Annotated in this window: 21 protein-coding genes and 1 tRNA gene; 11 read left to right on the forward strand and 11 right to left on the reverse strand. The window is 58.2% G+C overall.

The annotated features are described in order from the left end of the window. Positions 1 to 18 precede the first annotated feature (18 nt). From V6S97_RS06570 to V6S97_RS06575, 3 genes are read left to right on the forward strand one after another with little or no spacing between them, the layout of a single operon-like run. Positions 19 to 2,061 carry a hypothetical protein gene (locus tag V6S97_RS06570; RefSeq protein WP_334426399.1) on the forward strand — a complete coding sequence of 681 codons (2,043 nt, stop codon included), beginning with the start codon at positions 19 to 21 and terminating at the stop codon, positions 2,059 to 2,061. Beyond that, positions 2,058 to 2,396 (forward strand): SLOG family protein, encoded by a 339-nt coding sequence (locus V6S97_RS29175; RefSeq protein WP_442886013.1) that lies wholly within the window; start codon positions 2,058 to 2,060, stop codon positions 2,394 to 2,396. The genes V6S97_RS06570 and V6S97_RS29175 overlap by 4 nt, the downstream gene beginning before the upstream one ends. Continuing rightward, the gene (locus V6S97_RS06575) at positions 2,393 to 2,767 is read left to right on the forward strand and encodes a hypothetical protein (protein ID WP_334426400.1); all 375 of its coding nucleotides are present in this window, start codon (positions 2,393 to 2,395) and stop codon (positions 2,765 to 2,767) included. The genes V6S97_RS29175 and V6S97_RS06575 overlap by 4 nt, the downstream gene beginning before the upstream one ends. Here V6S97_RS06575 and V6S97_RS06580 read toward each other — a convergent pair. Further along, positions 2,720 to 3,916, reverse strand: a complete 1,197-nt coding sequence (locus V6S97_RS06580; RefSeq protein ID WP_334426401.1) for a tyrosine-type recombinase/integrase — start codon at positions 3,914 to 3,916, stop codon at positions 2,720 to 2,722. The two genes, V6S97_RS06575 and V6S97_RS06580, sit on opposite strands and share 48 nt — an antisense overlap. A 161-nt stretch (positions 3,917 to 4,077) precedes the next feature. Then, positions 4,078 to 4,153 (reverse strand) — tRNA-Ile (locus V6S97_RS06585). 180 nt (positions 4,154 to 4,333) lie between these two features. Between V6S97_RS06585 and V6S97_RS06590 the strand changes: the two genes are divergently transcribed. After that, entirely contained in the window at positions 4,334 to 5,077 is a 744-nt protein-coding gene (locus V6S97_RS06590; RefSeq protein WP_334426402.1) for an SIMPL domain-containing protein, read from the forward strand. 168 nt (positions 5,078 to 5,245) lie between these two features. Here the strand turns inward: V6S97_RS06590 and V6S97_RS06595 are convergent, their stop codons facing one another. After that, on the reverse strand, positions 5,246 to 5,581 hold the full coding sequence (locus V6S97_RS06595; RefSeq protein ID WP_004430463.1) for a hypothetical protein: 336 nt from the start codon (positions 5,579 to 5,581) through the stop codon (positions 5,246 to 5,248). A gap of 152 nt (positions 5,582 to 5,733) precedes the next feature. Continuing rightward, positions 5,734 to 6,156, reverse strand: a complete 423-nt coding sequence (locus V6S97_RS06600; protein ID WP_004430462.1) for a secondary thiamine-phosphate synthase enzyme YjbQ — start codon at positions 6,154 to 6,156, stop codon at positions 5,734 to 5,736. A 253-nt stretch (positions 6,157 to 6,409) separates the two neighbouring features. On the opposite strand from V6S97_RS06600, the gene V6S97_RS06605 reads away from it, so the two are divergent. Further along, complete coding sequence (locus tag V6S97_RS06605) at positions 6,410 to 8,962, forward strand: HWE histidine kinase domain-containing protein (RefSeq protein ID WP_112978168.1); 2,553 nt, start codon at positions 6,410 to 6,412, stop codon at positions 8,960 to 8,962. A gap of 282 nt (positions 8,963 to 9,244) precedes the next feature. On the opposite strand, the gene V6S97_RS06610 is transcribed toward V6S97_RS06605, so the two are convergent. From V6S97_RS06610 to dnaG, 3 genes are all read right to left on the reverse strand, one after another. Further along, positions 9,245 to 10,147 carry a DUF930 domain-containing protein gene (locus V6S97_RS06610; protein ID WP_334426403.1) on the reverse strand — a complete coding sequence of 301 codons (903 nt, stop codon included), beginning with the start codon at positions 10,145 to 10,147 and terminating at the stop codon, positions 9,245 to 9,247. A gap of 195 nt (positions 10,148 to 10,342) precedes the next feature. Next, entirely contained in the window at positions 10,343 to 12,397 is a 2,055-nt protein-coding gene (gene rpoD, locus V6S97_RS06615) for an RNA polymerase sigma factor RpoD (RefSeq protein ID WP_003494761.1), read from the reverse strand. 393 nt (positions 12,398 to 12,790) lie between these two features. Next, a complete protein-coding gene (gene dnaG / locus V6S97_RS06620; RefSeq protein WP_080866316.1) occupies positions 12,791 to 14,776 on the reverse strand; it encodes a DNA primase in 1,986 nt (661 codons plus the stop codon). 221 nt (positions 14,777 to 14,997) lie between these two features. On the opposite strand from dnaG, the gene V6S97_RS06625 reads away from it, so the two are divergent. Further along, the gene (locus tag V6S97_RS06625) at positions 14,998 to 15,255 is read left to right on the forward strand and encodes a BrnT family toxin (protein WP_004430452.1); all 258 of its coding nucleotides are present in this window, start codon (positions 14,998 to 15,000) and stop codon (positions 15,253 to 15,255) included. After that, a complete protein-coding gene (locus V6S97_RS06630; RefSeq protein ID WP_004430450.1) occupies positions 15,218 to 15,547 on the forward strand; it encodes a BrnA antitoxin family protein in 330 nt (109 codons plus the stop codon). Before V6S97_RS06625 ends, V6S97_RS06630 begins: the two co-directional genes overlap by 38 nt. 285 nt (positions 15,548 to 15,832) lie before the next feature. Here V6S97_RS06630 and V6S97_RS06635 read toward each other — a convergent pair whose 3' ends face one another. Beyond that, positions 15,833 to 16,285 (reverse strand): GatB/YqeY domain-containing protein, encoded by a 453-nt coding sequence (locus V6S97_RS06635; RefSeq protein WP_004430448.1) that lies wholly within the window; start codon positions 16,283 to 16,285, stop codon positions 15,833 to 15,835. Positions 16,286 to 16,620: 335 nt separating this feature from the next. Here V6S97_RS06635 and carA point away from each other — a divergent pair, with 335 nt between their 5' ends. Then, positions 16,621 to 17,826, forward strand: a complete 1,206-nt coding sequence (carA, locus tag V6S97_RS06640; RefSeq protein WP_004430447.1) for a glutamine-hydrolyzing carbamoyl-phosphate synthase small subunit — start codon at positions 16,621 to 16,623, stop codon at positions 17,824 to 17,826. Positions 17,827 to 17,864: 38 nt separating this feature from the next. On the opposite strand, the gene V6S97_RS06645 is transcribed toward carA, so the two are convergent. Continuing rightward, positions 17,865 to 19,262: an MATE family efflux transporter gene (locus tag V6S97_RS06645; RefSeq protein ID WP_020808732.1), complete on the reverse strand. Its 1,398-nt coding sequence runs from the start codon at positions 19,260 to 19,262 to the stop codon at positions 17,865 to 17,867. A 328-nt stretch (positions 19,263 to 19,590) separates the two neighbouring features. Here V6S97_RS06645 and mcpU point away from each other — a divergent pair, with 328 nt between their 5' ends. Both mcpU and V6S97_RS06655 read left to right on the forward strand, forming a co-directional pair. Next, positions 19,591 to 21,681 (forward strand): methyl-accepting chemotaxis protein McpU, encoded by a 2,091-nt coding sequence (gene mcpU / locus V6S97_RS06650; protein ID WP_004430444.1) that lies wholly within the window; start codon positions 19,591 to 19,593, stop codon positions 21,679 to 21,681. A gap of 306 nt (positions 21,682 to 21,987) precedes the next feature. Continuing rightward, positions 21,988 to 22,467 (forward strand): DUF2938 domain-containing protein, encoded by a 480-nt coding sequence (locus V6S97_RS06655; RefSeq protein WP_004430443.1) that lies wholly within the window; start codon positions 21,988 to 21,990, stop codon positions 22,465 to 22,467. Positions 22,468 to 22,497: 30 nt separating this feature from the next. On the opposite strand, the gene ypfJ is transcribed toward V6S97_RS06655, so the two are convergent. Together ypfJ and V6S97_RS06665 are read right to left on the reverse strand one after the other, a co-directional pair. Next, positions 22,498 to 23,430 (reverse strand): KPN_02809 family neutral zinc metallopeptidase, encoded by a 933-nt coding sequence (gene ypfJ, locus V6S97_RS06660; protein ID WP_004430442.1) that lies wholly within the window; start codon positions 23,428 to 23,430, stop codon positions 22,498 to 22,500. A gap of 98 nt (positions 23,431 to 23,528) precedes the next feature. Then, on the reverse strand, positions 23,529 to 24,017 hold the full coding sequence (locus V6S97_RS06665; protein ID WP_004430441.1) for a DUF2306 domain-containing protein: 489 nt from the start codon (positions 24,015 to 24,017) through the stop codon (positions 23,529 to 23,531). Positions 24,018 to 24,109: 92 nt separating this feature from the next. Between V6S97_RS06665 and V6S97_RS06670 the strand changes: the two genes are divergently transcribed. After that, on the forward strand, positions 24,110 to 24,931 hold the full coding sequence (locus tag V6S97_RS06670) for a LytTR family DNA-binding domain-containing protein (RefSeq protein ID WP_004430439.1): 822 nt from the start codon (positions 24,110 to 24,112) through the stop codon (positions 24,929 to 24,931). The last annotated feature ends 11 nt before the right edge of the window (positions 24,932 to 24,942 follow it).

Consider the following 24,942-nt stretch of genomic DNA (forward strand, 5'->3'; position numbering starts at 1 on the left):
TAATCGAGACGACGCTGCATGAGTGTGATTTTTACCGACATCGAGTGCTACCATGACTTCTTTTACATCGGCTTCAAGCGCGAGGAAGACGGCAAGCGCGTCGGCGTCGAACTCAGTTCGCGCTCATCAAACTATGATCGGAGATATGTTCGCTCCGTTCTGAAAAAGCACACCACGGTTGGTTACAGAAGCTTATCTTACGACGTTCCAATGATCTGGTACTCGTTGCAGGAGCACGTCACCAACGCCCACCTCAAACGTGCAAGTGATCGGCTGATCGAGGGCAACATCCAATGGTGGGAAGCTGAAGAATTTCTCGGAATAAATATCCCGTTTGAGGTCAAGAAACTCCACATCGACCTTTCCGAGCCGCAACCCAACGCATTCGCCAGCTTGAAGTCGCTCAACGGCCGAATGATGGGCAAACAGTTACAAGACCTACCTTTCCCTCCTGACATGCGTCTGACCCACGAGCAGATGGACATCGTCGCCAATTACTGCCTCCACTCCGATCTTGATGCCACGCACAATCTCTGGAACGCCCTGCGCGAACCAATGGAACTGCGTCGCGCCTTGGGAGCGGTCTACAATCGCAATTTCATGTCCAAGTCGGACAGCCAGATCGGCGAAGCGATCGTAAAGACGCGCGTCGAAGAGATCACCGGCCGCAAGGTTAAAAAGGTCGAGACGAAACCCGGAACTACCTTCAAATACCCGGTTCCCGACTGGGTTTCTTTCAGGACGCCGGCTCTACAGGAACTGCTCGAGCGCGTCCGCGAAACTGAATTCGTCGTCAAATCCGACGGTAAGACAGCCTCACCGAAATGGATGGCGACCGAAGCTGCTCAGATCAAGCTCGGAACGGAGACGTATCAGTTCGGCATCGGAGGCATTCACACTACCGAGTCCAACCGGGCGACCTTCTCGACTGACACCCACATCCTCATCGATGCCGACGTAGCGTCCCAGTATCCGGCTGCCATCCTCATGCTCGGGCTCTATCCTCGCTCACTAGGCCCGGAATTCCTCGAAGCCTATGACGGCATTCGCAGAGAACGCCTGGCGGCAAAGAAGCGCGCCAAGGAAATCGAAGAAGAACTATCCAAGGTCAATGACCCTGACCGCATCGCCGCCCTGAACCGGGAACTCGAAGAATGCAAAGTCAAGGACAAAGGCGGCAAAATCCAGTTGAACGGTGTCTACGGAAAGCTCGGTAGCCGATACAGCATCCTCTATGCACCACATCTACTCCTGTCGGTAACACTGACCTGCCAGCTCGCCATTCTGATGCTAGTCGAACGCGCTCTGGAAGCCGGCATCAACGTAGTCAGCGGAAACACCGATGGCGTGCTCTTCCAGTGCCCACGCGAGATGTACGACGGGATGGTGAAAGACCGCCTGAAGCCGTCGGTTCTACAGCAGGTCTGCGCTCAGTGGGAAGCCGACACCGGTTTCGACCTCGAATTCGGCGAGTACAAGGCCATCTATAACCAGTCTGTCAACAGCTACTTTGCGATCAAGATGGACGGCAAGCATAAGCGCAAGGGACCGCTCGGCAACCCGTGGAATCCCGACAAGTCCGACTTCGATCCGGTGCGCGGTCAGTTGATGAAAAACCCGCAGATGACAATCTGCTCCGACGCCGCGTTGGCTCGCATCAAGCACGGCACGCCGATTGAGGAAACCATCAGGGCCTGCCGCGACATCCGCCAGTTCGTCACCGTGATCAAAGCCGCCAACGGCGCAACATGGCGCGGGCAGTATCTCGGCAAGGCGATCCGATATTATTGGTCGCTCGATGGCGACGCGATCTATGACACCGTGCCCCATGAAACGACCGGCAATTTCAAGAAAATCCCGAAAACCGACGGCGCCGCAGAGTGCATGCGCCTGCCCGACGATTTTCCGGAGGACATCGATTATCGGCGCTACATCGAGGAAACCGAGAGCATCCTTAGCGATCTCGGTTTCTACGGTCCAAAGCCGCCGAAATTGAAGCGCATCCGTCTCACTAAAGCTAATCGCGAAACAGTCTTGCGCACATGGATGGTTGCAGCATGACACGGCTCGCAGTTATCGGCAGCCGGACCTTCCGAGATTTCCCCCTGCTCTGCCGGACCATCCCCCTCTACAGACCTTCCCTGATCATCAGCGGAGGCTGCCCGCTCGGAGCGGACACGTTTGCTGAATGGTGGGCTGAATTGACTGGTGTCGACACCCTGATCTTCCTGCCCGACGGCAAGCCCGGTGGCTATCATCGGAGAGACCGACAGATAGCAGAGGCGTGCGACAGACTAGTTGCTTTTTGGGACGGCAGGTCACCCGGCACCCGTTACACGGTCAACTACGCTCGGTTAATCGAGAAGCCTGTCCACGTTGTGAGGTTCAAGAGATGAAACCCCTACCCGACTTCGATTTCACTACGCGAAAAATCGAGAAGAACGAAGAACTGGACGCTGTAGCATGGGCCGAAAACAATGGCTGGATCGTCCGCAAAATCCAGTACCAAGGTCGCGTGGGCTGCCCCGATCGCCTCTTCGCAGGATACGGCAAGCTGTTCCTCATCGAGATGAAAAAGCCCGCCGCTCGCAAGCGAAAAGGTGGCGGGCTTTCCGCAGGCCAAAGCGGCGAGATCAAACGGTTCGCAGAAGTCGACGTGGAAATCAAAGTTTTTTACACAGGCCCCGAGGTGATCGAGTTTCTGCGCAGGCATATGACATCACAGAAGCCCGTCGAGCAAATCGAGTCTATTTGTGACCTTCTTTGACAACGCCAGCAGTCGATCAGTGTACCAGTTCATCATTTTAATCCGCTCAGGTAGATATAGGGCTGCGTTGTAGGCTGCGCGCACCTCGTCTTTGGGCACGTGTGCCAGTTGGCGTTCGATGCTGTCCTCTCGCCACAGTCCGCTTTCGTTCAGGATTGTACTGGCTGTCGAGCGAAATCCATGGATTGTCGCTTTCGAATGATAGCCCATACGATACAGGCCAAAGAGCATCGTATTTTCACTGATCGGTTTTAGACCGGTCCCACCTGGCACCACCAAGCGGTTACCTTTTGAAATCTCCTTCAATTGAAGCAACAACTCAATTACGTGATCGGTCAGTGGCACCAGATGCTCTTTTCGCATCTTCATGTGTGCCTCTGGAATCCGCCACAGCTTCCCTTTGAAATCGAACTCCGACCATTCGGCCATCCTTATTTCGTGCGTCCGAACAAACGTGTGGACAACCACCTCGATCGCCAGTCGGGTTTGAGCTTCGCCGTCGTAGACCTTCAGACGATTAAAGAAGACAGGCAGGTCTTCTTCCCTGAGCGCGGAGCGGTGCTGCGCAGGCGGGTTAGCTTTCATTGCGTTTACCAGAAGCGCAGCCGGATCGTTCTTTGTTTTCCCTTCTGCTATCGCATACTTAAAAACATTGCTGACTGTTTGCCGCACGCGTTTCGCCATTTCGATAGCTCCGCGGTCTTCGATCTTCCGCAACGCCTGGAGAAGCTCTACCGGCTCAATGGTGTCCACGTCTCTTTCTGCGAACGCAGGAAAGATATCATCCTCAAGACGGGCCCATATTCGCACCGAGTACGACGTGACCCACCCCGCCGCGTTTGCCGCGAACCACGCTTTCGCAATCGCCTTGAATTTTCGGTCCTCGGGCACGTCGCTTTTACCCATTGGGTCGAGGCCCTGTTGAAGCTTTTCTTTCGCAACGTCTCGAGCAGCACGTGCTTCGGCGAGCGATACTGTCGGATAGGTGCCGATAGACAGAGTTTTCTGTTTACCATCGAACACATAATTCATGCGCCACAGTTTTGAACCGCTCGTCCTGACAAATAGATACAGCCGACCAGAGTCACTCAGCTTGTAATCTTTCTCTGCTGGTTTGGCATTTCGGCACTTCATGTCGGTGAGGCTCATGAAACTCTCCTGTGGTATTGCTTTTCTTGTACCATGTTTGATGCCACACAGTCCGACTGGATGCACGGCAACGTATTGAGACGAATGAGGACACAAACACCTGAAAACCAAGGTATTTCATGATGTTCATGAATGTACTGAGACGCATGGGGATGGGTAAATGGTGGGCCCGGAGGGACTCGAACCCCCAACCAAGCGGTTATGAGCCGCCGGCTCTAACCATTGAGCTACAGGCCCCTTTCGGAAAAAAGCCGTCCGAAACACCGGCTTCGCAATGGTTCGAATCCGGTGGTCACGCTCTAACGTAATTTTTTGAGCCCGACAAGCCATTGATGCTTTCCCAAAACAGCGCCGCCGTATTAGCTACACAATCTAAGGCAATACCCTTCAAAGGGACTCAATCAACGAGGAAACACCATGAAGACAAAAACGGCCCGCCTTTTCGCACTCACCGCAATGACCGCAGCTGCCATGATGCCGCTTGCCGCCCAGGCGTCTGCGCAGGAGGCTTCCCCGCGCGAAGCCACCATCAGTGTTTCCGGTGAAGGCCAGGCGGCCATTGCCCCTGATATGGCGATCCTGTCCTTCAGCGTCGTCAAGCAGGCGGAGACCGCGGCTGCGGCTCTTACCGAAAATTCCAAGGCGCTCGCCGACGTTCTGAAAGCGCTGAAAGAGGCCGCCATTGAAGACCGCGACCTGCAGACCAGCAATTTCTCCGTGCAGCCGCTCTACAAGCACTATGAACCCAAGGACGGCGTCTATGTTGCGCCCGAGATCACCGGCTATCAGGTGTCCAATGGCCTGACCGTGCGGGTGCGCGACCTCAAGAAGCTCGGCACGATCCTCGATACCTCCGTCAAGCTCGGCATCAACCAGGGCGGCGACATCACCTTCACCAATGACAAGCCCGAAGCGACGGTGACCGAGGCCCGCAAGCAGGCCGTCGCCGATGCTCTCGCCAAGGCAAAGACGCTGACGGAAGCGGCTGGCGTGAAGCTCGGCCGTGTCATTCAGATCAGCGAAAACTCGCAGCGCCCGATGCCGGTACCGGCGGGCATGATGCGTGCTTCGATGATGAAGGAAGCCGACAGCGTGCCGATCGCGTCGGGTGAGAACAGCTACAGCGTGGTGGTCAACGTCACCTTCGCTCTCGAGCAGTAAGATCGGCGGCGGGCGGCACTCCTGTGCCGCTCTTCCCCCATCCTGAATTCAGCCATTGGCATGATGCAAAACGAAATGCCCCTCGCCTGCCTTTCCGGACAAGCGAGGGGCATTTTTTAATCGTTCTGCCCGACGGGGATATCAGCAGATCGATAAGACTGGCCGCTGTTAGCGCCGGATCACCGGGCAACCGCGCTCATTGGCGAAAACGATACGATCACGGCCGCGACGGTCAAAGCCTGCCACCACGACCCGGCGCGGCGATACATCAACCACGCGGGCACGGCGAAGACCCATGCGGCTTGCCTTTTCTTCCGCAAGCGAAACCGAGCAGCCGCGGCGCGGGCGGTCCGGACGGCCCCAGCCGGGACGATGACCATAGCCGTCCTGAACCTGAACTCTGAACTGGACATCCGAGCCTGCGGAAGCCGCTGGCGCCGTAAAGGAAATTCCACCGAGGGCTATGAGGGTAGCCAGGCCGGCTTTTGCAAAGGTGCTGAACATGAACTTCACTCCGTTTGTTTCTTTGCCGACAGGGGAACATCCCCCGGCGATTGACGAGACCCTAGACCCGCCCGTCTGAATATCAGCAGAACCGAATGTTCAGCAGGCGTTCAGAGAGGTTAACGCGCAATACATCAATCCGGATCCAGACATCACGGCGAGATATGCAGCACGATTTCCCGCCGATGCGGCTGGTCGCGATGTTCGAAAAGATAAAGGCCCTGCCAGGTGCCGAGCACAAGCCTGCCGTCGCTGATCGGCACACCGATGGAAACCGTGGTCAGCGCCGATTTGATATGGGCGGGCATATCGTCGGAGCCTTCAAGGGTGTGGATGATCCAGCGCATGGAAGGATCATCGGAAGGCGGCACGAGCCGGGAGAAAAACACCGTGAGATCACGCCGCACATCGGGATCGGCATTTTCCTGAATGAGCAGCGAGCAGGATGTGTGCCTGACGAAGATTGTCAGCAGGCCTTCCTCCACCCCGGCATGATTGACGAATGCCCTGGCCTCGGATGTGAACTCGTAAAGGCCCTGTCCATGGGTGGGGACGATCATCTTCTTCTGCGGCACAATTTTTCCTTCAAATAATTTGGAACAAAATCGACGCTGCCAACGTTGCAACATGTCAAATTGTATCCGATGACATCACGGATACGACAATCGCATGACGGCGGCTCATAAAAGCACAACGGAAAACCGGCGTCACAGTTGCAAAAATCGGGGAAGGGTTGGCACTATCAGAATGGACTATTCAGGCTTTCCCATCTCACGACAACCAGATTATCTTCGGCACAGACAGACACAGGGTGCGAAAGACTGATTCATGGCACCCAGTGACTATCAAGTCGACCTGACCAATTGCGACCGCGAACCCATCCACATCCCAGGCTATATTCAACCGCATGGCTGTCTCATCGCCTGCGATAACGCCATGCGCATGGTGGTGCGGCATTCCGAAAACTGCCGCGAACTGCTGGGCATTGACGGCGATATCAATGGCAAAACCGCCGAGGACGTGCTCGGTAAAAAACTCGTCCACGATCTTCGCAATGCGCTGACCGTCACCGGCAGAACCACGCGTCCCGCCATGCTGCCGGCCATGGAAATGAGCGACGGCCGCAGCTTCGATATTTCGCTTCACCGCTACAAGTCCACAACGATCATCGAATTCGAACCCTCCGGCAGCGAAACGCAGCCGCTCGGCACGGCGCGCAAGATGGTGGACCGCATCCGCGAGGCGGACAGCCTCGAAAGCCTGATTTCCAGAACGACGCGGCTGGTAAAGGCGACGCTCGGTTACGACCGGGTGATGATCTACCGTTTCGAGGAAGATGGCGCCGGCAAGGTCGTGTCGGAGGCGAAGCAGCCGGAACTGGAAAGCTTTCTCGGGCAATATTTCCCCGCCAGCGACATCCCGCAGCAGGCCCGTGCGCTCTATCTCAAGAACACGCTTCGCATTATCTCCGATGCCAGCGGCGCCCGCGTTCCCGTCCTGCCGGCCGTCGATGCATCCGGCGAGCCGCTCGATCTGTCCTTCGCGCATCTGCGCAGCGTCTCGCCCATCCATTGCGAATATCTCCGCAACATGGGTGTCGGCGCTTCCATGTCCATTTCGGTGATTGTCGACGGGGCTCTGTGGGGCCTCATCGCCTGTCATCACTATTCCCCGCGCGTGCTGACCATGCCGGTCCGGATCGCCGCGGAAATGTTCGGGGAATTTTTCTCCATGCATCTGCAGGTCCTGAAACAGAAGCGCAGGCTCGATACCGTCAACCACGCCCATGCCGCGCTCGACCGTTTCCTGCGGCTTGCCGCGCATCACGCCAATATTGAAGAACTGCTGATCGACAGTTTCCAGGATTTTGCCGATCTGATGCCGTGTGACGGCGTTGGCCTGTGGGTGGGAAACAACTGGCACTGCCATGGCGCAACGCCGCCGCATGACGCCATTCCAAGGCTGGCGCGTTTCGTCGCCTCGGCTTCCGAAGGCAAGGTCTGGGCGACCCATGCGCTGTCACAGGCGATCCCGGAAGCGGAAATCTACGCCGGCACCGCGGCCGGAATGCTCGCCATTCCACTCTCGCAGGTAAAGAACGACTATCTCCTGTTTTTCCGCAAGGAGATCGTGCAGAACCTGAACTGGGCCGGCAATCCGGAAAAATCCTATGAGACCGGCCCGATGGGGGATCGTCTCACGCCGCGCAAAAGCTTTGCGATCTGGAAAGAGACGGTGCGTCTGCAGGCGCAGCCCTGGTCGGAAGCCGACCGGGAAATCGCCGAAGCCGCCAGAATTGCGCTGGTCGAGGTCGCATTCCATCACAGCGAGCTGATGGCGGGCGAAAGGGAACGCGCCGAAGTGCGCCAGCGCATGCTGAACGAGGAACTCAACCACCGCGTCAAGAATGTTCTGGCCATCATCAAATCGCTGGTCGGCAATCCCTCGCAGGAGGGCAAGACCCTGCAGGAATATGTCACCGCGCTGAAGGGCCGCATTCAGGCTCTGTCCTTTGCTCATGACCAGATCATACGCGGTGAAGGCGGCGGCGCGCTTCGCGATCTTCTGGACGCCGAATTGTCGCCCCATCGCTCGCCGGAAACGACGGTGAAACTTGAGGGGCCTCAGGTCACGCTCGATTCACGCGCCTTCTCGGTGATGGCGCTGGTTCTGCATGAACTGGCGACGAATGCCGCCAAATACGGCGCGCTTTCGCAAAATGGCGGGCAATTGCATGTGCGCTGGCAGATCAGCGAAAACCGCGATTGCGAGATTGGGTGGCGCGAAATCCTGCCCACCAAACTGCCCACCCCGTCGCGCGCCGGTTTCGGCACGGCGCTCATCAGCCGCAGCATCCCCTACGATCTCGGCGGGCGCAGCACAATGCGTTATTTGCCTGATGGGCTGGAGGCGGAAATTTTCCTGCCCGCCCGTCACGTCTCATCGGCGACGGTCGCATCCAGCGCGCAAACCGAGGATGAAACCGCACCACAGCCCAGACGCTATAACCGGGAGGAGCCGTTGAAAGTATTACTCGTTGAAGATCAGATGCTGATCGCCATGGATGTCGAGAACATGCTGGAGGATAACGGCATCAAGACCATAGAAACGGCAACCTCGTCGGCAATGGCGATTGAAAAGCTGAAGAGCTATGTGCCTGACGTGGCCATTCTCGACATCAATCTCGGCTCAGACACCTCGATCCCGGTCGCGAGAGAACTTCACCGCCGCGGCGTCCCGTTCCTCTTCGCCACCGGCTATGCGGATGGCAGCATGGTGCCGGATGAATTCGGCAATGTGCCGGTTATCCGCAAGCCCTATGATGAGGATGCGCTGATGGCGGGCATTGGGCTACTGGTGGGTGATACGGAGCGGGTGTGAGGTAGCTCTCTAAGCACGCACCCCTTGCAGCCACATGGAGTACGACACGATGCTTCCCGGCTGGTGTATAGGGAGGCCGTTTTGCAGCGCACTTCCCTCCCTCATCTCTGTGCTTGTCACAGAGATCCAGCCAGCCCAAGTCCTTGGGCTGAAAGGACGTTCTTCGCCGCGCGGACGCGCGCCGGCTGGATTCCTGTGACAAGCACAGGAATGAGGGAGAAGGGATGGAATCGACGAATGGAACCTTTGTTTCACTTACCCTCGCGAGGGACAAATGGTCTGCTACCGCCCCGTGAAACCTCGTTTCTTTGCTTCAGCCGCCGTAATGACATCACCTATTTTAAATCTGAAGGCCGTCACCGCGTAATTCTCGACATCCACCTCACATTGAAACGTGACATCGCGCCAGACGTCGCCGACGTTGAATGCACCTCCGGTAGCGTCAAGTAGATTGCCGGATATGCGTCCACCGGTGTCGGAAAAGCCGTACATGCCTCGGGTGGCCGTATAAACCTCTCTTATTTGGGCCAATGCTTCCGCCTGACAAAGTTGCACGATGCGACGACGGGGCGGTAGATCGCCAAAAATCTGCCGTCGCTGCGCTGGAGTTAACACAGCAGACGACAATAAGCTTTTGGCCGCCGGAAGTTTCGCGGGCTTCTCTTCCGCCACCTCCGCAGGCTTTTCCTCAACCGGCTTTGCCTGCGGCACTGGCGGCTGATCCGGCTGCGATTCTTCCTTGATAGGTGAAACCGCGATTTCCCCCTGCGCGGCGGAAGCCTGAAGATCGCGGTTGGCGGCGGGCGGCGCGGGCTTTTCAGGCTGGCTTGCGGGCTCCTCGGAAGGCTCGGTCTTTTCCGCTTCTTCCGCCTTTCCCGGCTTGTCCTCGCGATCCGCCTGCATTTCCTCAGGCCTCATGGCGATGGCCGGCAACGTCGCCTGCGGCTGCGGCAAAGGTTTTGCCTCTTCCGCCGGTGGGGCCGGCGGTGGTGGCGGAGGTTGCGGCTTTTCCTCTTTCGCCTTCTCTTCACCCGGTGGCGGCGCCTCTTCCGCCTTTTTCTCCTCGGGCGGCGGCACCAAATCGACGCTGATGCTCTCCGGCTCCTGCGGTTCGACTATCCGCTCGGGCAGTTCGAAAAGGAAGATCGCAACAACGGCAAGATGCAGGAGAACGGAGACGGGCACAGCCCATCCCTTCCACCGCCATCTGCCTGCCGAAACCTGTTGCATCTCATCGAACCAAATCGAACCGGAGCATTTCCAATAAAAGCGGAATGCCTGTTTTCACACATAAGGCTTGTCGCAGAGTTCGCCAGTGCGGGAAACAAAAAACCCGGCCAGAGGTGACTGACCGGGTTCAATTTTAAAGGAAGCAAAAGCTTAGCTGTCGAGGAAGCTGCGGAGCTTTCTGGAGCGGCTCGGATGCTTCAGCTTGCGCAGCGCCTTCGCTTCGATCTGACGGATACGTTCGCGGGTAACCGAGAACTGCTGGCCGACTTCTTCCAGCGTATGGTCGGTGTTCATGCCGATACCGAAGCGCATGCGCAGAACACGTTCTTCACGCGGCGTCAACGAAGCCAATACGCGGGTCGTCGTCTCGCGCAGGTTCGCCTGAATGGCGGCGTCGATCGGCAGCAGCGCATTCTTGTCCTCGATGAAGTCGCCGAGATGCGAATCCTCTTCGTCACCCACGGGGGTTTCGAGCGAGATCGGCTCCTTGGCGATCTTCAGAACCTTGCGCACCTTCTCAAGCGGCATGGCCAGCTTCTCGGCCAGTTCCTCCGGGGTCGGCTCGCGGCCGATCTCGTGCAGCATCTGGCGCGAGGTACGAACGATCTTGTTGATCGTCTCGATCATGTGCACCGGAATACGGATGGTGCGCGCCTGGTCGGCGATCGAGCGGGTGATCGCCTGCCTGATCCACCAGGTCGCATAGGTCGAGAACTTGTAACCGCGGCGATATTCGAATTTGTCGACCGCCTTCATCAGGCCGATATTGCCTTCCTGAATGAGATCGAGGAACTGAAGACCACGGTTAGTGTATTTCTTCGCAATCGAGATCACGAGACGCAGGTTGGCCTCGACCATCTCCTTCTTGGCGATACGCGCTTCGCGCTCACCCTTCTGCACCATCGAAACGATGCGGCGGAATTCGGCGATGGAAATGCCGGTTTCCGTGGAGAGGTTCTGGATTTCCTGGCGGATTTCCCGGATCGTGTTGCTTTCCTCGCGGGCAAATTCCTTCCAGCCGCGGGCGGCCAGATTGGCGATCGACTTCATCCAGTTCGGATCGAGTTCCGCACCGTGATACTGCTCGAGGAAGCTGTCGCGCTTGACGCCGTAGGATTCGGCAAGGCGCAGCAGACGGCCTTCGTTCTGCATCAGGCGCTTCGAAATATCGTAAAGCTGCTCGACAAGGCTGTCGATACGGTTCTGGTTCAACGACAGCGACTTGACGGCCGTGATCAGCTGATCCTTCAGTTCCTTGTAACGACGCTCCTGACCGGAAGACAGGGTGCCGGTGCAGGCAAGACGCGCCTCGACCTGCTGATCCTGAAGCTTGCGCAGCTTCTTATAGGTATCGGCAATGGTGTCGAGCGTTTCCATGACCTGCGGACGCAGTTCGGCTTCCATCGCGGCAAGCGAAAGATTGGACTCGTCGTCGTCCTCTTCTTCCTCTTCCGGCGGAAGGCCATCGCCGCCCACATCAGTCACATCTTCGTCACCGGTCGGCGCACGCAGCTTGCGGGTCTTTTCCTTCTCTTCGGCGGCCTTGCGGTCAGCCTCGATCTTTTCCGGGCTCTGGAACTGGGGAGCCGCCTTGGCTTCCGGACCGGAATAGGTCGTTTCGAGATCGATGATCTCGCGCAGAAGCGTCGTGCCCTCATTCAGTTCGTCGCGCCAGATGATCAGCGCCTGGAACGTCAGCGGGCTTTCGCAAAGGCCCGAAATCATCGTTTCGCGGCCGGCCTCGATACGCTTGGCGATGGCGATTTCGCCCTCGCGCGACAGAAGCTCGACGGAACCCATTTCGCGCAGATACATGCGCACCGGGTCATCGGTACGGTCGGTCGGTTCTTTCTTCTTTGCGGTCGCAAGCGCGGTTCCGCCGGAGGGGGCGAGTTCGCCACCTTCGGACTCTTCGCCGTCGGAATCGCTGTCGTCGTCGCTTGCGGTTGCTTCCTCGGCATCCTCGTCCTCGATGACATTGATGCCCATGTCGGACAGCATCGCCATCGTGTCTTCGATCTGCTCGGAAGTCACCTCTTCGGACGGCAGGACGGAATTCAGCTCGTCCATCGTCACATAGCCGCGCTTCTTGGCGGCCTTGATCATTTTCTTGACCGCGTCATCCGAAAGGTCGAGAAGCGGGCCGTCCGTCGCACCGTCGCGTTCGTTTTCTGCTTCTTCGTTTTCTTTGACTTTGGTTGCCATCTATCTCGTCGCTTTCCCTGACGCTAACACCTGTTCCGCCGCATCGCCGTCCGCCCCTTGAGCATCCAGCGGTTTGCCGCGAATCACTGTCAGACACCTAACGGAGTGATCTTTAATTGCCGATTAACCACGGCAGCCTCAGGCAGAATGCAAAGACAGTGCACCCGGAAATGCTTGCTCATGCAATTTCTATCCGCCAAGGCTCATTCCACCTTACTTTTCCTGAAATGGTGATTCCCGCTATTTCCCGCCCCGTCAAGCCTTTGCGGGCGAGACAGACACGGAAATTCTTAAAAAGAGCCGCATTTTGCGGGTTATCACCAAACTATCCCCTATTTAGGACGCTTGCCGCAAAAGGCAACCCCAAACACCTTTCAATTCTGCCGACCATCATCAGCCATGGCCAACAGCCGGCCCCTTCACCCGGCCGGACATGACCCCGAAACCATCGATGATCGCTTCCTGGTTTTCCATGCGGCCGATTTCCAGCTGGACCTCGGCAATCGCCCGCACCAGAAGCGTGCCACGCTCATCATCGGTCGCCTCGGCGATTTCCCGCTCCAGCTCCCGTTTCTGCCAGAGCAGGGATTTGGTTCTCTTGTGCAGTGAAAGAGCCTGCACATAGCCTTCGCGCGCATCCTCCATCGCCGCCTGTTCGGTCGCCGTCCACAGGCGGGCATTACGCACCTGCTGATCCATGGTTTTCAAAAGCGGCTCGAAACCCTGCTGCGACAACCGGTCGATCAGCCCTGCCCGCGATATATCCGCCGCACTCTCGGCCGCGTAGGTCAACACCGTCGACCACAGCCGCTGCAGATCGCGGTTCTCGTAATCGATAGCAGCGATCTCGTCATATTCCTCCAGCAGCAGCTCGGGGTGATTGACGATGGTGATGGCGAGAACGCTTTCCCTGAGAGACGGCTTGGTCTGATGCCCCCTGACAAGACCGGATTGCGTCAGCCGGTCGGAAATGCTGCTGGCCGGTGCGGCCATCGCCCCGCCCCGCCCCGGCGCATTGCGCTGGAAACCGCGACCAGTGCCCTGACCGCCTTCGCGGCGGAAATTCCCGCCCTGCGAGCCACCAGACTGAAAACGGGGCTGGAAAAAGCCATTCAGCCTGTCGCGCATATCCTGCTGGTAAAAGCGGCGCACCGTCTCGTCGGCAATCACGGCAACGATCTGGCGCAGACGGCTTTCAAGCTGCGCCCGTTTTTCAGGCGTATCGAACGTGACGCCCGAGGTCTCCCGGCTCCAGATCATCGCGGCAAGCGGCTTGGCTTCCGAAAGCACCCGGTCGAACGGCGCGCGCCCCTCCAGCCGCACGAGATCGTCCGGATCCTTGCCATCGGGCAGCAGCGCAAAGCTGACCGACCGATCCGGCTTGATATGCGGCAAGGCGAGATCGGCTGCACGGTTGGCGGCGCGAATGCCGGCGCCATCGCCATCGAAGCAGAGAACAGGCTGCGGCGACATCTTCCAGAGGAGATCGAGCTGGCTTTCCGTCAGCGCCGTGCCGAGCGGCGCGACGGCATTTTCGACACCCGCCTGATAAAGCGCGATGACGTCCATATAACCTTCGACGGCAATGACAGAACCGCCTGCCGCCTGCGACGCACGCCGGGCGCGGGCAAAATTGTAGAGGACATTGCCCTTGTGAAAGAGCTCGGTCTCGTTGGAGTTCAGATATTTCGCCACCGCATCCGAAGCCATGGCGCGACCGCCGAAAGCGATCACCTTTTCCCGCGAGGACAGGATCGGGAACATGATGCGGTCGCGAAACCGGTCATAGGAGACCGGTACGTTTTCATGCACCACCAGTCCGCAGGCTTCCATCTGTTCCTTCGACACGCCCTTGCTTGCCAGGTGCTCCTTCAGCGCATTACGGCTATCAGGCGCATAACCCAGCCGGAACGTCTCGATGGTGCGCCCGGTCAACCCTCGATCGCGCAGGTAAGCCCGCGCCCGCGCGCCAAGCGCGGTCTGCAACTGGTCCTGAAAGAACAGCGTCGCCATTTCCATGACGTCCTGCAGCGAGGTCCGCTCGCGCTCGCGCTTTTCCGCCTGCGGATCGGGCTGCGGCATGGAAATGCCGGCCATATCGGCGATCTGCTGCACGGCCTCCGGAAAACTCAGCCCCTCAAGCTCCGTCAGAAAACGGAAATGGTCGCCCGAAACACCACAGCCAAAGCAATGGTAGCGGCCCTTACGGTCCTCGCAGTGAAAGCTCGGGCTTTTCTCGCCATGGAACGGGCAGCAGGCCCAATAATCCCCACGCGACGTGTTGGTCTTCTTCTTGTCCCAGGACACACGTCGGCCGATCACATCGGAGATGTGCACGCGGTCGCGTATCTCATCGAGGAAAGAATTGGAAAAGCGCATGGGTTACCTGTTCGAGGCCAGTCTTTCATATAAGCGCATAAGAGCGGCAATACAAAATGGAGAGATAAACAATACCCACTATTCACAGGCGGCATTGACATTGGTGTATATACAGAAGAATATACGAGTGTATATACATACTCGGTGCATGAGTGCCTATGAACTGACATCAGTTGTAGGCAGCGCATGGAAATCGTGATGAAGGATTTCATCTCCTTTGAATGGATGAAAACAAGCGGTTGATCAATATCGAGAAACACGGGATCGACTTTCTGAGAGCGGCAAAAGTTCTGTCGATGCCCCATCTGGAAAAGAGATCTGACCAAAACGGAGAGAGCCGGGTTCTGGCCATATGTCCGGAAACGGACACATTGATCGCAATTGTGTATACGATGCGTGGAGACGTGTGCCGGATCATATCGGCAAGAGCGGCGAGACAAAATGAGCGAAGAACCTACCGTCAGCTATTCCCTGGATGAAATCCAAAAGAAGATCGCCAAGGGCGACGACCGAACGGACTGGAAACGCGTCGATGCCCTGACCGACGAGGATATTGACCGCGCCACGCGCGACGATCCCGACTGGGCCGGCTTTGAGGATATCGACTGGTCGAAGGCCGAAGTGGTTTTCCCTACTCCCAAACAGTCAATTTCCATTCGCGTCGATCAGGATGTCGTGGATTTCTTCAAGGCCACCGGGAAAGGTTATCAGACCCGCATGAATGCCGTCCTGCGCCACTATGTGCATGAGCAGAAAAAGCGGCAGGGCTAAGCGTGGCAACGTCCTTTGCGCCTGCTTCGGGCAAATTTGTGGCGCCGCAACCTCACCAAAAATTATGTTTTTGTAATTTGAGTGCCGCGCAGCCGCGATGTAAAAACATACTTACAGACAGAGCGATGAATTTTCGCAGAAATCTGCCGACGCCCGCAGGCACGTCCCCCGAAAAAACGCCTGCGCTTGAGAGCATTCTGATCCGCCGGAATGCGTTTTCGTCGACAGAAAAAAGGCAGGGCAGCCCACATCTGCCCTGCCTTTACTTTTTCGGAGCACCGAAAATTACTTCAGCAAATCCTTGACGACACCGGAGGCTTTCGCGAAGTCGATCTGGCCCGGATAACGCTCTTTCAGCGCATTCATGCACTTGCCCATGTCGCGCAGACCGGAAGCGCCGGTCTCCGTGATGACGGCCTGGCAGAGTTCGCGCACCTTCTCGGCCGGGATTTCTTCCGGCATGAATTCCTTGATGATGACGATTTCCTCGCGCTCCTGAGCGGCAAGCTCGGGACGGCCGGCACCTTCGTAGATGGTGGCGGATTCTTCCCGCTGCTTTACCATCTTGGTCAGGATCTGCATGATATCTTCATCGCTGACGGGGTCCTTGCCCACGCCGCGATTGGCGATATCGCGATCCTTGATGGCCGTCTGGATGAGACGCACGGTCGATGTACGTCGGGCGTCACGAGCCTTCAGCGCATCTTTCAAAGTATTAGCGAACACGTCGCGCAGCATTTTTCTTCTCCTTGGGAAAGCCCGTTCCGCAGCTTCCTGACCGGCAAACTTTCCGCCTTATTTTTCGCAACGACATAAACGAGCAAACACGCTCAAGCAAATCAATTGCATAAGCCATTGAATCTACGACAGCTTAAATCCGCGTAAATCTTAGACCTGCGGTTGACCGCTTGGGCTGCTTTCGTTATTTTCCGGCACCTGCACGAGATTTTAACGAAGGGTCGGAACGCGAGCTTTATCGCGCGCCCCTTTATGTCACGAAGCCTGCGACAAAAATGGCCCCTTACCCCCTGCCTTTCAAGAGGCGGGGTGCGAAGCGGCAGAAACGGAACGAGATGACCGAGACAGCGCCCTGGACTACCCGCAAACCGACCGCAATGCTTGTTCTTGCCGATGGCACAGTGATCGAGGGAACAGGCATCGGCGCAACCGGCAAGGTTCAGGCCGAAGTCTGCTTCAACACGGCGCTCACGGGTTACGAGGAAATCCTCACCGACCCTTCCTATCTCGGCCAGATCGTCACCTTCACCTTCCCGCATATCGGCAATGTCGGCACCAATGAGGAAGACATTGAAGACCTGACGCCTGCCGCCCGCCGCGGCGCTGTCGGCGTCATCTTCAAGGCCGACATCACCGATCCCTCGAACTTCCGCGCCGCCAAGCATCTGGATGCCTGGCTGAAGGCCCGCGGCGTCATCGGCCTTTGCGGCATCGACACGCGCGCGCTGACGGCATGGATTCGCGAAAACGGCGCGCCGAACGCTGTCATCGCCCATGACCCGAACGGTGTCTTCGACATCGAAGCGCTGAAGGCGGAAGCCAAGGCGTGGAGCGGCCTCGTTGGTCTCGATCTCGCCATCGAAGCGACCTCCGGCCAGTCCTCCACCTGGACTGAAACCCCCTGGGTCTGGAACAAGGGTTACGGCACGCTCGGTGAAGCCGATGCCAAGTATCACGTCGTCTGCGTCGATTTCGGCGTCAAGCGCAACATCCTGCGCCTCTTTGCCGGTCTGGATTGCAAGGTCACCGTCGTTCCTGCCCAGACTTCGGCCGAAGACATCCTGGCGCTGAAGCCGGATGGCGTGTTCCTGTCCAACGGCCCGGGAGACCCGGCCGCGACGGGCGAATATGCCGTGCCTGTTATCCAGAACCTCATCAAAAGCGATCTGCCGATCTTCGGCATCTGCCTTGGTCACCAGATGCTCGGCCTCGCCGTCGGCGCCAAGACCGAAAAGATGCATCAGGGCCACCACGGCGCGAACCATCCGGTCAAGGACTTCACGACAGGCAAGGTGGAAATCGTCTCCATGAACCACGGTTTTGCGGTCGATACCAAGTCGCTGCCCGAAGGCGTCGAAGAGACCCATATCTCGCTGTTCGACGGCACCAATTGCGGCCTGCGCATCGTCGGCAAGCCGGTCTTCTCCGTCCAGCACCATCCGGAAGCATCGCCCGGCCCGCAGGACAGCCATTACCTCTTCCGCCGCTTCGTCAACCTGCTGCGCGAGAACAAGGGTGAGGCAGCGCTCGCCGAGCGCTGATACCTCCGGAGATCAGGAAAGATTATGCGGCCCGCTTTTCAGCGGGCCGTTTGCATTTCACGCTTCACCAGAAGCACGAAGCGAATGGTGAGCAGAACAGCCGCCGTCGAAAGACCGATCACGAAACCGAACCAGACGCCGCGTCCGCCAAAGCCGAGCGGAAAAGCCATGATCCAGGCAAGCGCCAACCCGATCGGCCAATAGGAAATCAGCGCCAGCATCGCCGGAATGCGCGCATCCTTCAATCCGCGCAGCAGACCTGCCGTCACAGCCTGAATGCCGTCGACCAGCTGGAAGATACCGGCGATCACCACGAGGCTGCTGGCATAGGCAAGCACTTCCGCCGCCTCGGGCAATTTCGCATCCAGGAACCACTTCGCCAGAAATTCCGGCACGGCCGCAAACAGGATGCCACCGCAAATCGCAATACCGCAGGCGATCGCATAAATCATGATGGCGGCGCGGATGAGATTCTTGAAATCGCCCTGACCGCGGGCGATGCCCACCCGCACGGTCGCCGCCTGCGACAGGCCGAGCGGGATCATGAAGGCGATGGAAGCAAGCTGCAAGGCAATGCCATGCGCCGCAAGCTGCACGGTGCCGATTTGCCCCATCAGGATCGAGGCGGCGGCAAACAGCGTCACTTCGGCGAGAATGGTGATGCTGATCGGCAGACCAAGCCGCAGCACTTCAAAAAGCGCGTGCCAGTCCGGCCGCCAGAAGCGCACGAACAGCTCGTATTTCCTCGTTTCCTCGCGCGTCTGCACATAGGCGACGATGAAAATGAAGCTGAAGGCATTGACGATGACGGCAACGACAGCCGCACCATTCATGCCCATCGCCGGCAATCCGAAATGGCCGAATACCAGCATATAGGCCAGCACGCCGTTCATCACGAGCATGATGATGGTGACATAAAGAATGATGCCCGCACGCCCGATGGCGCTGACGAGACTGCGCAGCACGTAAAACAATAGCGCCGGCAGGAGGCCGAACTTGGCGATGGCGAGATAATGCCCGGTCAGCGCCGCAACATTGGGGTTCTGCCCGAGCGAAACGAGAATGCGCTCCGCATTAAAGAAGATCGGCAGGGCAAGCAACCAATAGGCAATCGCCACCCACATGCCCATGCGAAGTGAGCGACGGGCCGCCGTCGCATCACCCTGCCCGTAGGCCTGCGCCACCATCGGCACCACGGCGACGGAAAAACCAGAGCCGAAAATGAAGACGACAAAGAAGAACTGCCCGGCCAGCACCATGGCCGCCAGTTTTTCGGCGCCAAGCTGGCCGACGATGATCATGTCAGTGGTGTGGATGCCAAGCTGCGCGAGCTGAGCGCCGATGAGCGGAATTCCCAGCACAAGCGTAGCCTTGAAATGCGAAAACCACGACCCCGATCCGGACGGAACGGTTCCTGCAACAACCGACGAAGACATTGTAATTCACCTGAACCTTGGCCGTTGCCCGCGAATTGCGCAACGGCAGCATGGTGATGAATAAAATATTCCCTTCCTGCACGCAACCTTTGCAGATCGATGATCAAAATTTACGCAAAACGGCAATCTGGCGCGCCGCGGCCGAGCCCGACTGACATAAGACAAATTTAGCTGAATTTTACCATTTCGCTTTACTTATTAGAATATCGCGTAGTTCTTCTAAACCACAAGCTGCATGACGCAGAATATTCCCGCCTTTGAGGCATGTCTTTCCCACCATTTTCCAAGATGAGCCGAACGGGTTCACCCGGTTTCAAGGACGTGTAGCTTGCCCAAAAAAACCAATCTCATGACGCGCATTCTCGTTGCGGCGTCGTCACTTGTCGTCGCCGCCTTTGCCGGTTTCTCTTTCTACATCGACAGTCTTCAGCACCGGGTCACGACGGAAGCGGTGGCGGAGAATATCGATTCTTCCGGCAAGCAGGCCGCGCAAAGCATCGCCAACTGGCTGAATGGCCGTATCATGCTGACCGAAACGGTGGCAAAGACGCTCGCCAAGCTACCTGATGACGAGGCCAAGCTGCGGTTTCTGGAAAACGACGTTCTCACCGCCCAGTTCATGTCGACCTATTTCGGCAATGCCGACACCGGCAGCTTCACCACCTTCCCGAAAACACCACTGCCTGAGGGTTATGATCCTCGCAAACGCCCGTGGTATCTGGATGCGGTGAAAGCCGGCAAGACCGTCCTGACCGAACCCTATAATGATGCATCGACCGGCGGCCTCATCATCACCGCCGCCATTCCCGTTTCCATCGATGGCAAGCTTGCCGGCGTGACGGGCAGTGACTTCTCGCTGGATTCGCTGGTGAAGATGATCAAGTCGGTGGATGCCGGCACGGATGGATACGCTTTCCTCGTCAGCAAGGATGGCAAGATCCTCATCCATCCCGATCCGAAATTCGTCGACAAGCCGCTGGCCGACCTCTTCAAGGTCGACACACCGGCTATTTCCTCCGCCATTTACCAGACCGAGATCGACGGCAAGGGCAAGATCACCAGCTTCATTCCGGTCGCCGGCCTGCCCTCGGTTGACTGGTATCTCGGTTTCGTCGTCGATTCCGATGTTGCCTACAGCGCAATCGGCCAGTTCCGGTTGGCGGCAACCATCGCCACGATCCTCGCAGCCACGATCATGATCGGACTTCTCGCAACCGTCCTTTCACGCTTCATCGTCCGCCCCGTCACGCAGATGACCTCGGCCATGGAAGGCCTTGCAGCCGGCAATCTCGATGTCGCCATTCCCGGTCAGGAGCGCACCGACCAGATCGGCTCGATGGCGGCAGCGGTTGCCGTGTTCCGGTCGAACGCCATGGAACGTCTGCGCCTCGAAGGCGATGCCGAGCAGAACCGCACGCTTTCCGAACAGGAACGCAGCGACCGCGAGAGACTGGCGGCAAAAGACGCGGCGGACATCCAGTTCGCGGTCGATTCGCTTGCCAAGGGACTGGCTCATCTTTCGAACGGCGATCTCAACTATCGCATCGACACGCCCTTCGTGACCCGCATCGACCGCCTGCGCGACGATTTCAACAATTCCGTCGCCAAGCTGAACGCAGCGCTCAGCACCGTCGGCCAGAATGCCCGCGCCATCGATGCCGGCGCCGGAGAAATTCGCCAGTCGGCGGATGATCTCGCACGGCGCACCGAACAGCAGGCAGCCTCCGTGGAAGAAACGGCGGCGGCGCTTGAGGAAATCACCACGACGGTGAAGGATTCCGCCCGCCGTGCGGAAGAAGTCGGCCGTCTGGTCGATCGCGCCCGCAACAATGCCGAACAATCAGGCGTCATCGTGGAAGATGCCGTGCGCGCCATGGAAGGCATTGAAAAGTCATCGTCGGAGATCAGCAACATCATCGGCGTGATCGACGAGATCGCCTTCCAGACCAACCTGCTTGCGCTGAATGCCGGTGTGGAAGCCGCCCGCGCCGGTGAGGCGGGCAAGGGTTTTGCCGTCGTCGCACAGGAAGTGCGCGAGCTTGCCCAGCGCTCCGCCAATGCCGCGAAGGAAATCAAGACGCTGATCAACGCCTCGACATCGCAGGTGCAGTCCGGCGTCGATCTCGTCGGCAATGCCGGCAAGGCGCTGGAAACCATCGTCCGCGAAGTGCAGGAGATCAACCGTCATATCGACGCCATCGTGACCTCGTCGCGCGAGCAGTCGACCGGGCTTCAGGAAATCAACACCGCCATCAACACCATCGATCAGGGCACGCAGCAGAATGCCGCGATGGTCGAGGAACAGACGGCGGCAAGTCATGGGCTGGCGTCCGAAGCGGCGGCGCTTAACGATCTGCTCGCACAGTTCCAGCTCGCCACGGCCACGCGGCGGCAGGCGGAATATGGGCGTGCTGCTTAAGGAACCGCCTGATCGTTTGGCGGAGGCAAAGCATACAAACGCCGTCACCCCGGACTTGATCCGGGGTCCAGCGCGATCAAGTCCTTGATCGCGAAAGACTCATTCCCCACGGCGCAGACGCGCCGTGGCTGGATGCCGGATCATCCTCGGGCTTGTTCCGGGGACCGGCATGACGGAGGAGAGGTTTCAACCTCTTTCATGGCCGGAGCGATCCGGCCATTTTTATTTGCCGCGCGAACGATACCCGGTTCTCTCTACCGGCCCGATCCGCTAGAGCTTGATCGATCATGATTTGCGGAGGGATCTATGCTGGATTTGATTTGGCGCGGCATTGCCATGGGCATTGGCGGTACCGTGTTTATGGACATATGGGCAATCATACTGCACCGGTTTTTTGGCCAGTCCGCCCCCAACTGGGCGCCGGTCGGCCGCTGGTTCTGGCATGTGCCGAAGGGCAGGATATTTCACGACAGCATCGCCACGGCGGCACCTTACGAGCATGAGCTCGCGGTCGGCTGGATTTCGCATTACGCCGTCGGCATTCTCTATGGCATCATTCTTGCGCTGGTGGTCCCGGCCGCGTGGTTTGCAAACCCGTCCTTCATTGAGCCGTGGATCATCGGCATCATAACGGTGGGCGCGGGCTGGTTCCTGCTGCAGCCGGGTCTCGGCATTGGCTGGGCCGCATCGAAAACGCCGAACCCCACGAAGGTTCGCGTCCTCAACCTCGTGGCCCATACCATCTTCGCCCTCGGCATGTATGCCGTAGCGCTTTTGATGCGTTGAATGAAAAGGGGGCTGAAAAGCCCCCTCTCCTTAGATATTCGCCGAGAACGTATCGCAATCCTCGACACGGCCGCTCTGGAAACCGCGCTTGAACCATTCCGCGCGCTGTGCCGAGGTGCCGTGGTTGAAACTGTCAGGCACAACATAGCCTTGAGTCTGCTTCTGCAGCGTATCGTCGCCAATCTGGTGGGCGGCATTAAGCGCTTCCTCGAGGTCGCCGGTTTCGAGAATGCCCTTCTGTTCGGTAAACTTGCCCCAGATGCCGGCATAACAATCAGCCTGAAGCTCGACTCGCACCGACATCTTGTTCGCGTCCACCTGGCTCATGGACTGGCGGCGGCGGTTGAATTCCGGCAGAACGCCGGTCAGGTTCTGGATGTGGTGGCCCACCTCATGTGCAATCACGTAAGCCTGTGCGAAATCGCCGGCCGCACCGAAACGCTTGTCCAGTTCATTGAAGAAACTGGTGTCGAGATAGACCTTGCGGTCACCCGGGCAATAGAACGGGCCGCTGGCGGCAGAGGCATAACCACAGGCGGATGACACCTGCCCGGAGAACAGAACCAGCGTCGGTTTCTGATAGGTCTCCCCGGCGGACTGGAAGATGCCGCTCCAGGTATCTTCCGTCTCAGCCAGCACGGTGCGCACGAAAGCCGTCGTCTCGTCCGACGATTCGCCCTGCGGGCGTGTGCCGGATTGCTGGGTGCCGGATTGTTGCGTCGTGCCACCGCCGTCCATCGAGATGTCGCCACCCGTAAGCAGCGTCAGCGGGTTGATGCCAAGCACCCAGCTGATCAGCAGGATGACTACAATGCCGCCGATACCGATGCCGCCACCGCGACGCCCGATCGGCACGCGCATTCCGCCACGGGAAAAAGGATCGTTACCGCCTGGCCCCGATCCCGCCGACATGCCACGCCGATCCTCGATATTGTCCGACTGGCGGCGCCCTCTCCATTCCATGCTATTCTCCCGGCGGATACCGCCTTAACAAGCTGCCATATAACGGCACTATAATACATCTTGTTCCGGAAGAAAGCAGAGGCGGCGAACGGAGTCTCTCAAGCGGCTCTGCGTCTTTGTTTCAATACGGTCAGAAACAGGACGGCGAACACGAGAGCGCCGGCGGAAAGGGCCGCAAAACCGGCTTTGCCATCACCAAAAGCAACCTCATGCATGAGGCGACCGGGAACGAAGGTGAAACCTCCGGCAACAACGATGCCGCCGAGATAAACGCTCTGCATGATGCGCATATGACGTCTGATATCGCCGCGTCGCGCGAAATAGACCGATTGCAGACAGCCATAGAGGGTGAAGGCGGAGAGCAGATGGATCGGGCTGAAACCGTAAAACACCCTTAATTCATGGATGAAGAACGTCGAAACGGAAGTCGTGACCATCAGCATCACCCAGATCTTGCCGAGCAGCCGGTGGATGGCGGTTCCCTTGGGGCGCAGGAAGATGAAGGCGCCGAGAATGGCTGCGGGCACGACGGTGGCGACATGGAATTGCACGGCGAGCGGTGCGTCTAACAATGGCTGGAATGACATGGTTGCTGTTTCGGCTCGGTTGAAATCACCGGCAATTTCGGCAAAACATGCGCTCAAGAAAAACGGATTGACGCCAACCGCAGGAAAACTTCGTGGATCACCCGTATCTGCAATCCACGCTTCGTGAAATGCACGCCGTCCTGCAATCGCGCAGGCTGTGGCTGACATTTCTCGCCGTGCTGTCGATCTTCATCGTGACCGGGCCTTTCGGCACGAGCGAAACCATGAGTTTCGCCGACCGGCTGCTTTACTGGACAATCATTCAGGCCGGCGCCTGGACATTCGCGATATCCTTTTCCATCATCGCCAACAGCATCCTCGCCGGTAGCATCGAAAACATGCTGACGCGCATGATGATCGGCTCGCTGACGGCCGCCCTGCCGATCGGGCTCCTGCTTACCATCACGAACCGGGTCTTTTCAGGCAAGGAAATGGGTTTCGGCCCCTTTTTAGAAAGCAGCCTGTCGGCCCTGCCTCTCTGTGCCATCTTCTGCCTGCTGAGTTATCTCACCACCGGCCAGTCGCTCGAAACAACGGCCAACGCCGTTACGGACACAGACGATGATACCAAGCGTGAGGTGAAAGGCGTCGCGCCGCTGCTGGAGCGGCTGCCACCGCAAAAGCGCGGAGAATTGCTGCGGCTTTCGGTGCAGGACCATTATACGCAGATCGTCACCACGCGCGGGCGTCAGCTCGTTCTGCTGCGTTTTGCCGATGCTCTGAAAGAGATTGGCGAGACGCAGGGCTTGCAGGTACACCGGTCGCACTGGATCGCCGATGCCGATGTCGTCGCGCTGCGTAAACAGGCGGGCCGTCTGCTTCTCATGACAAGGGACGGTTCGGAAATCCCCGTCAGCCGCTCTTATAATGCAGCGGTGCAGGCCCGTTTTGCGGCCCTTGCCCCAGCCCGTTAAGAGTTTCTGTC

Source organism: Agrobacterium sp. CCNWLW155 (assembly GCF_036888815.1).
Lineage (GTDB): Bacteria > Pseudomonadota > Alphaproteobacteria > Rhizobiales > Rhizobiaceae > Agrobacterium > Agrobacterium radiobacter.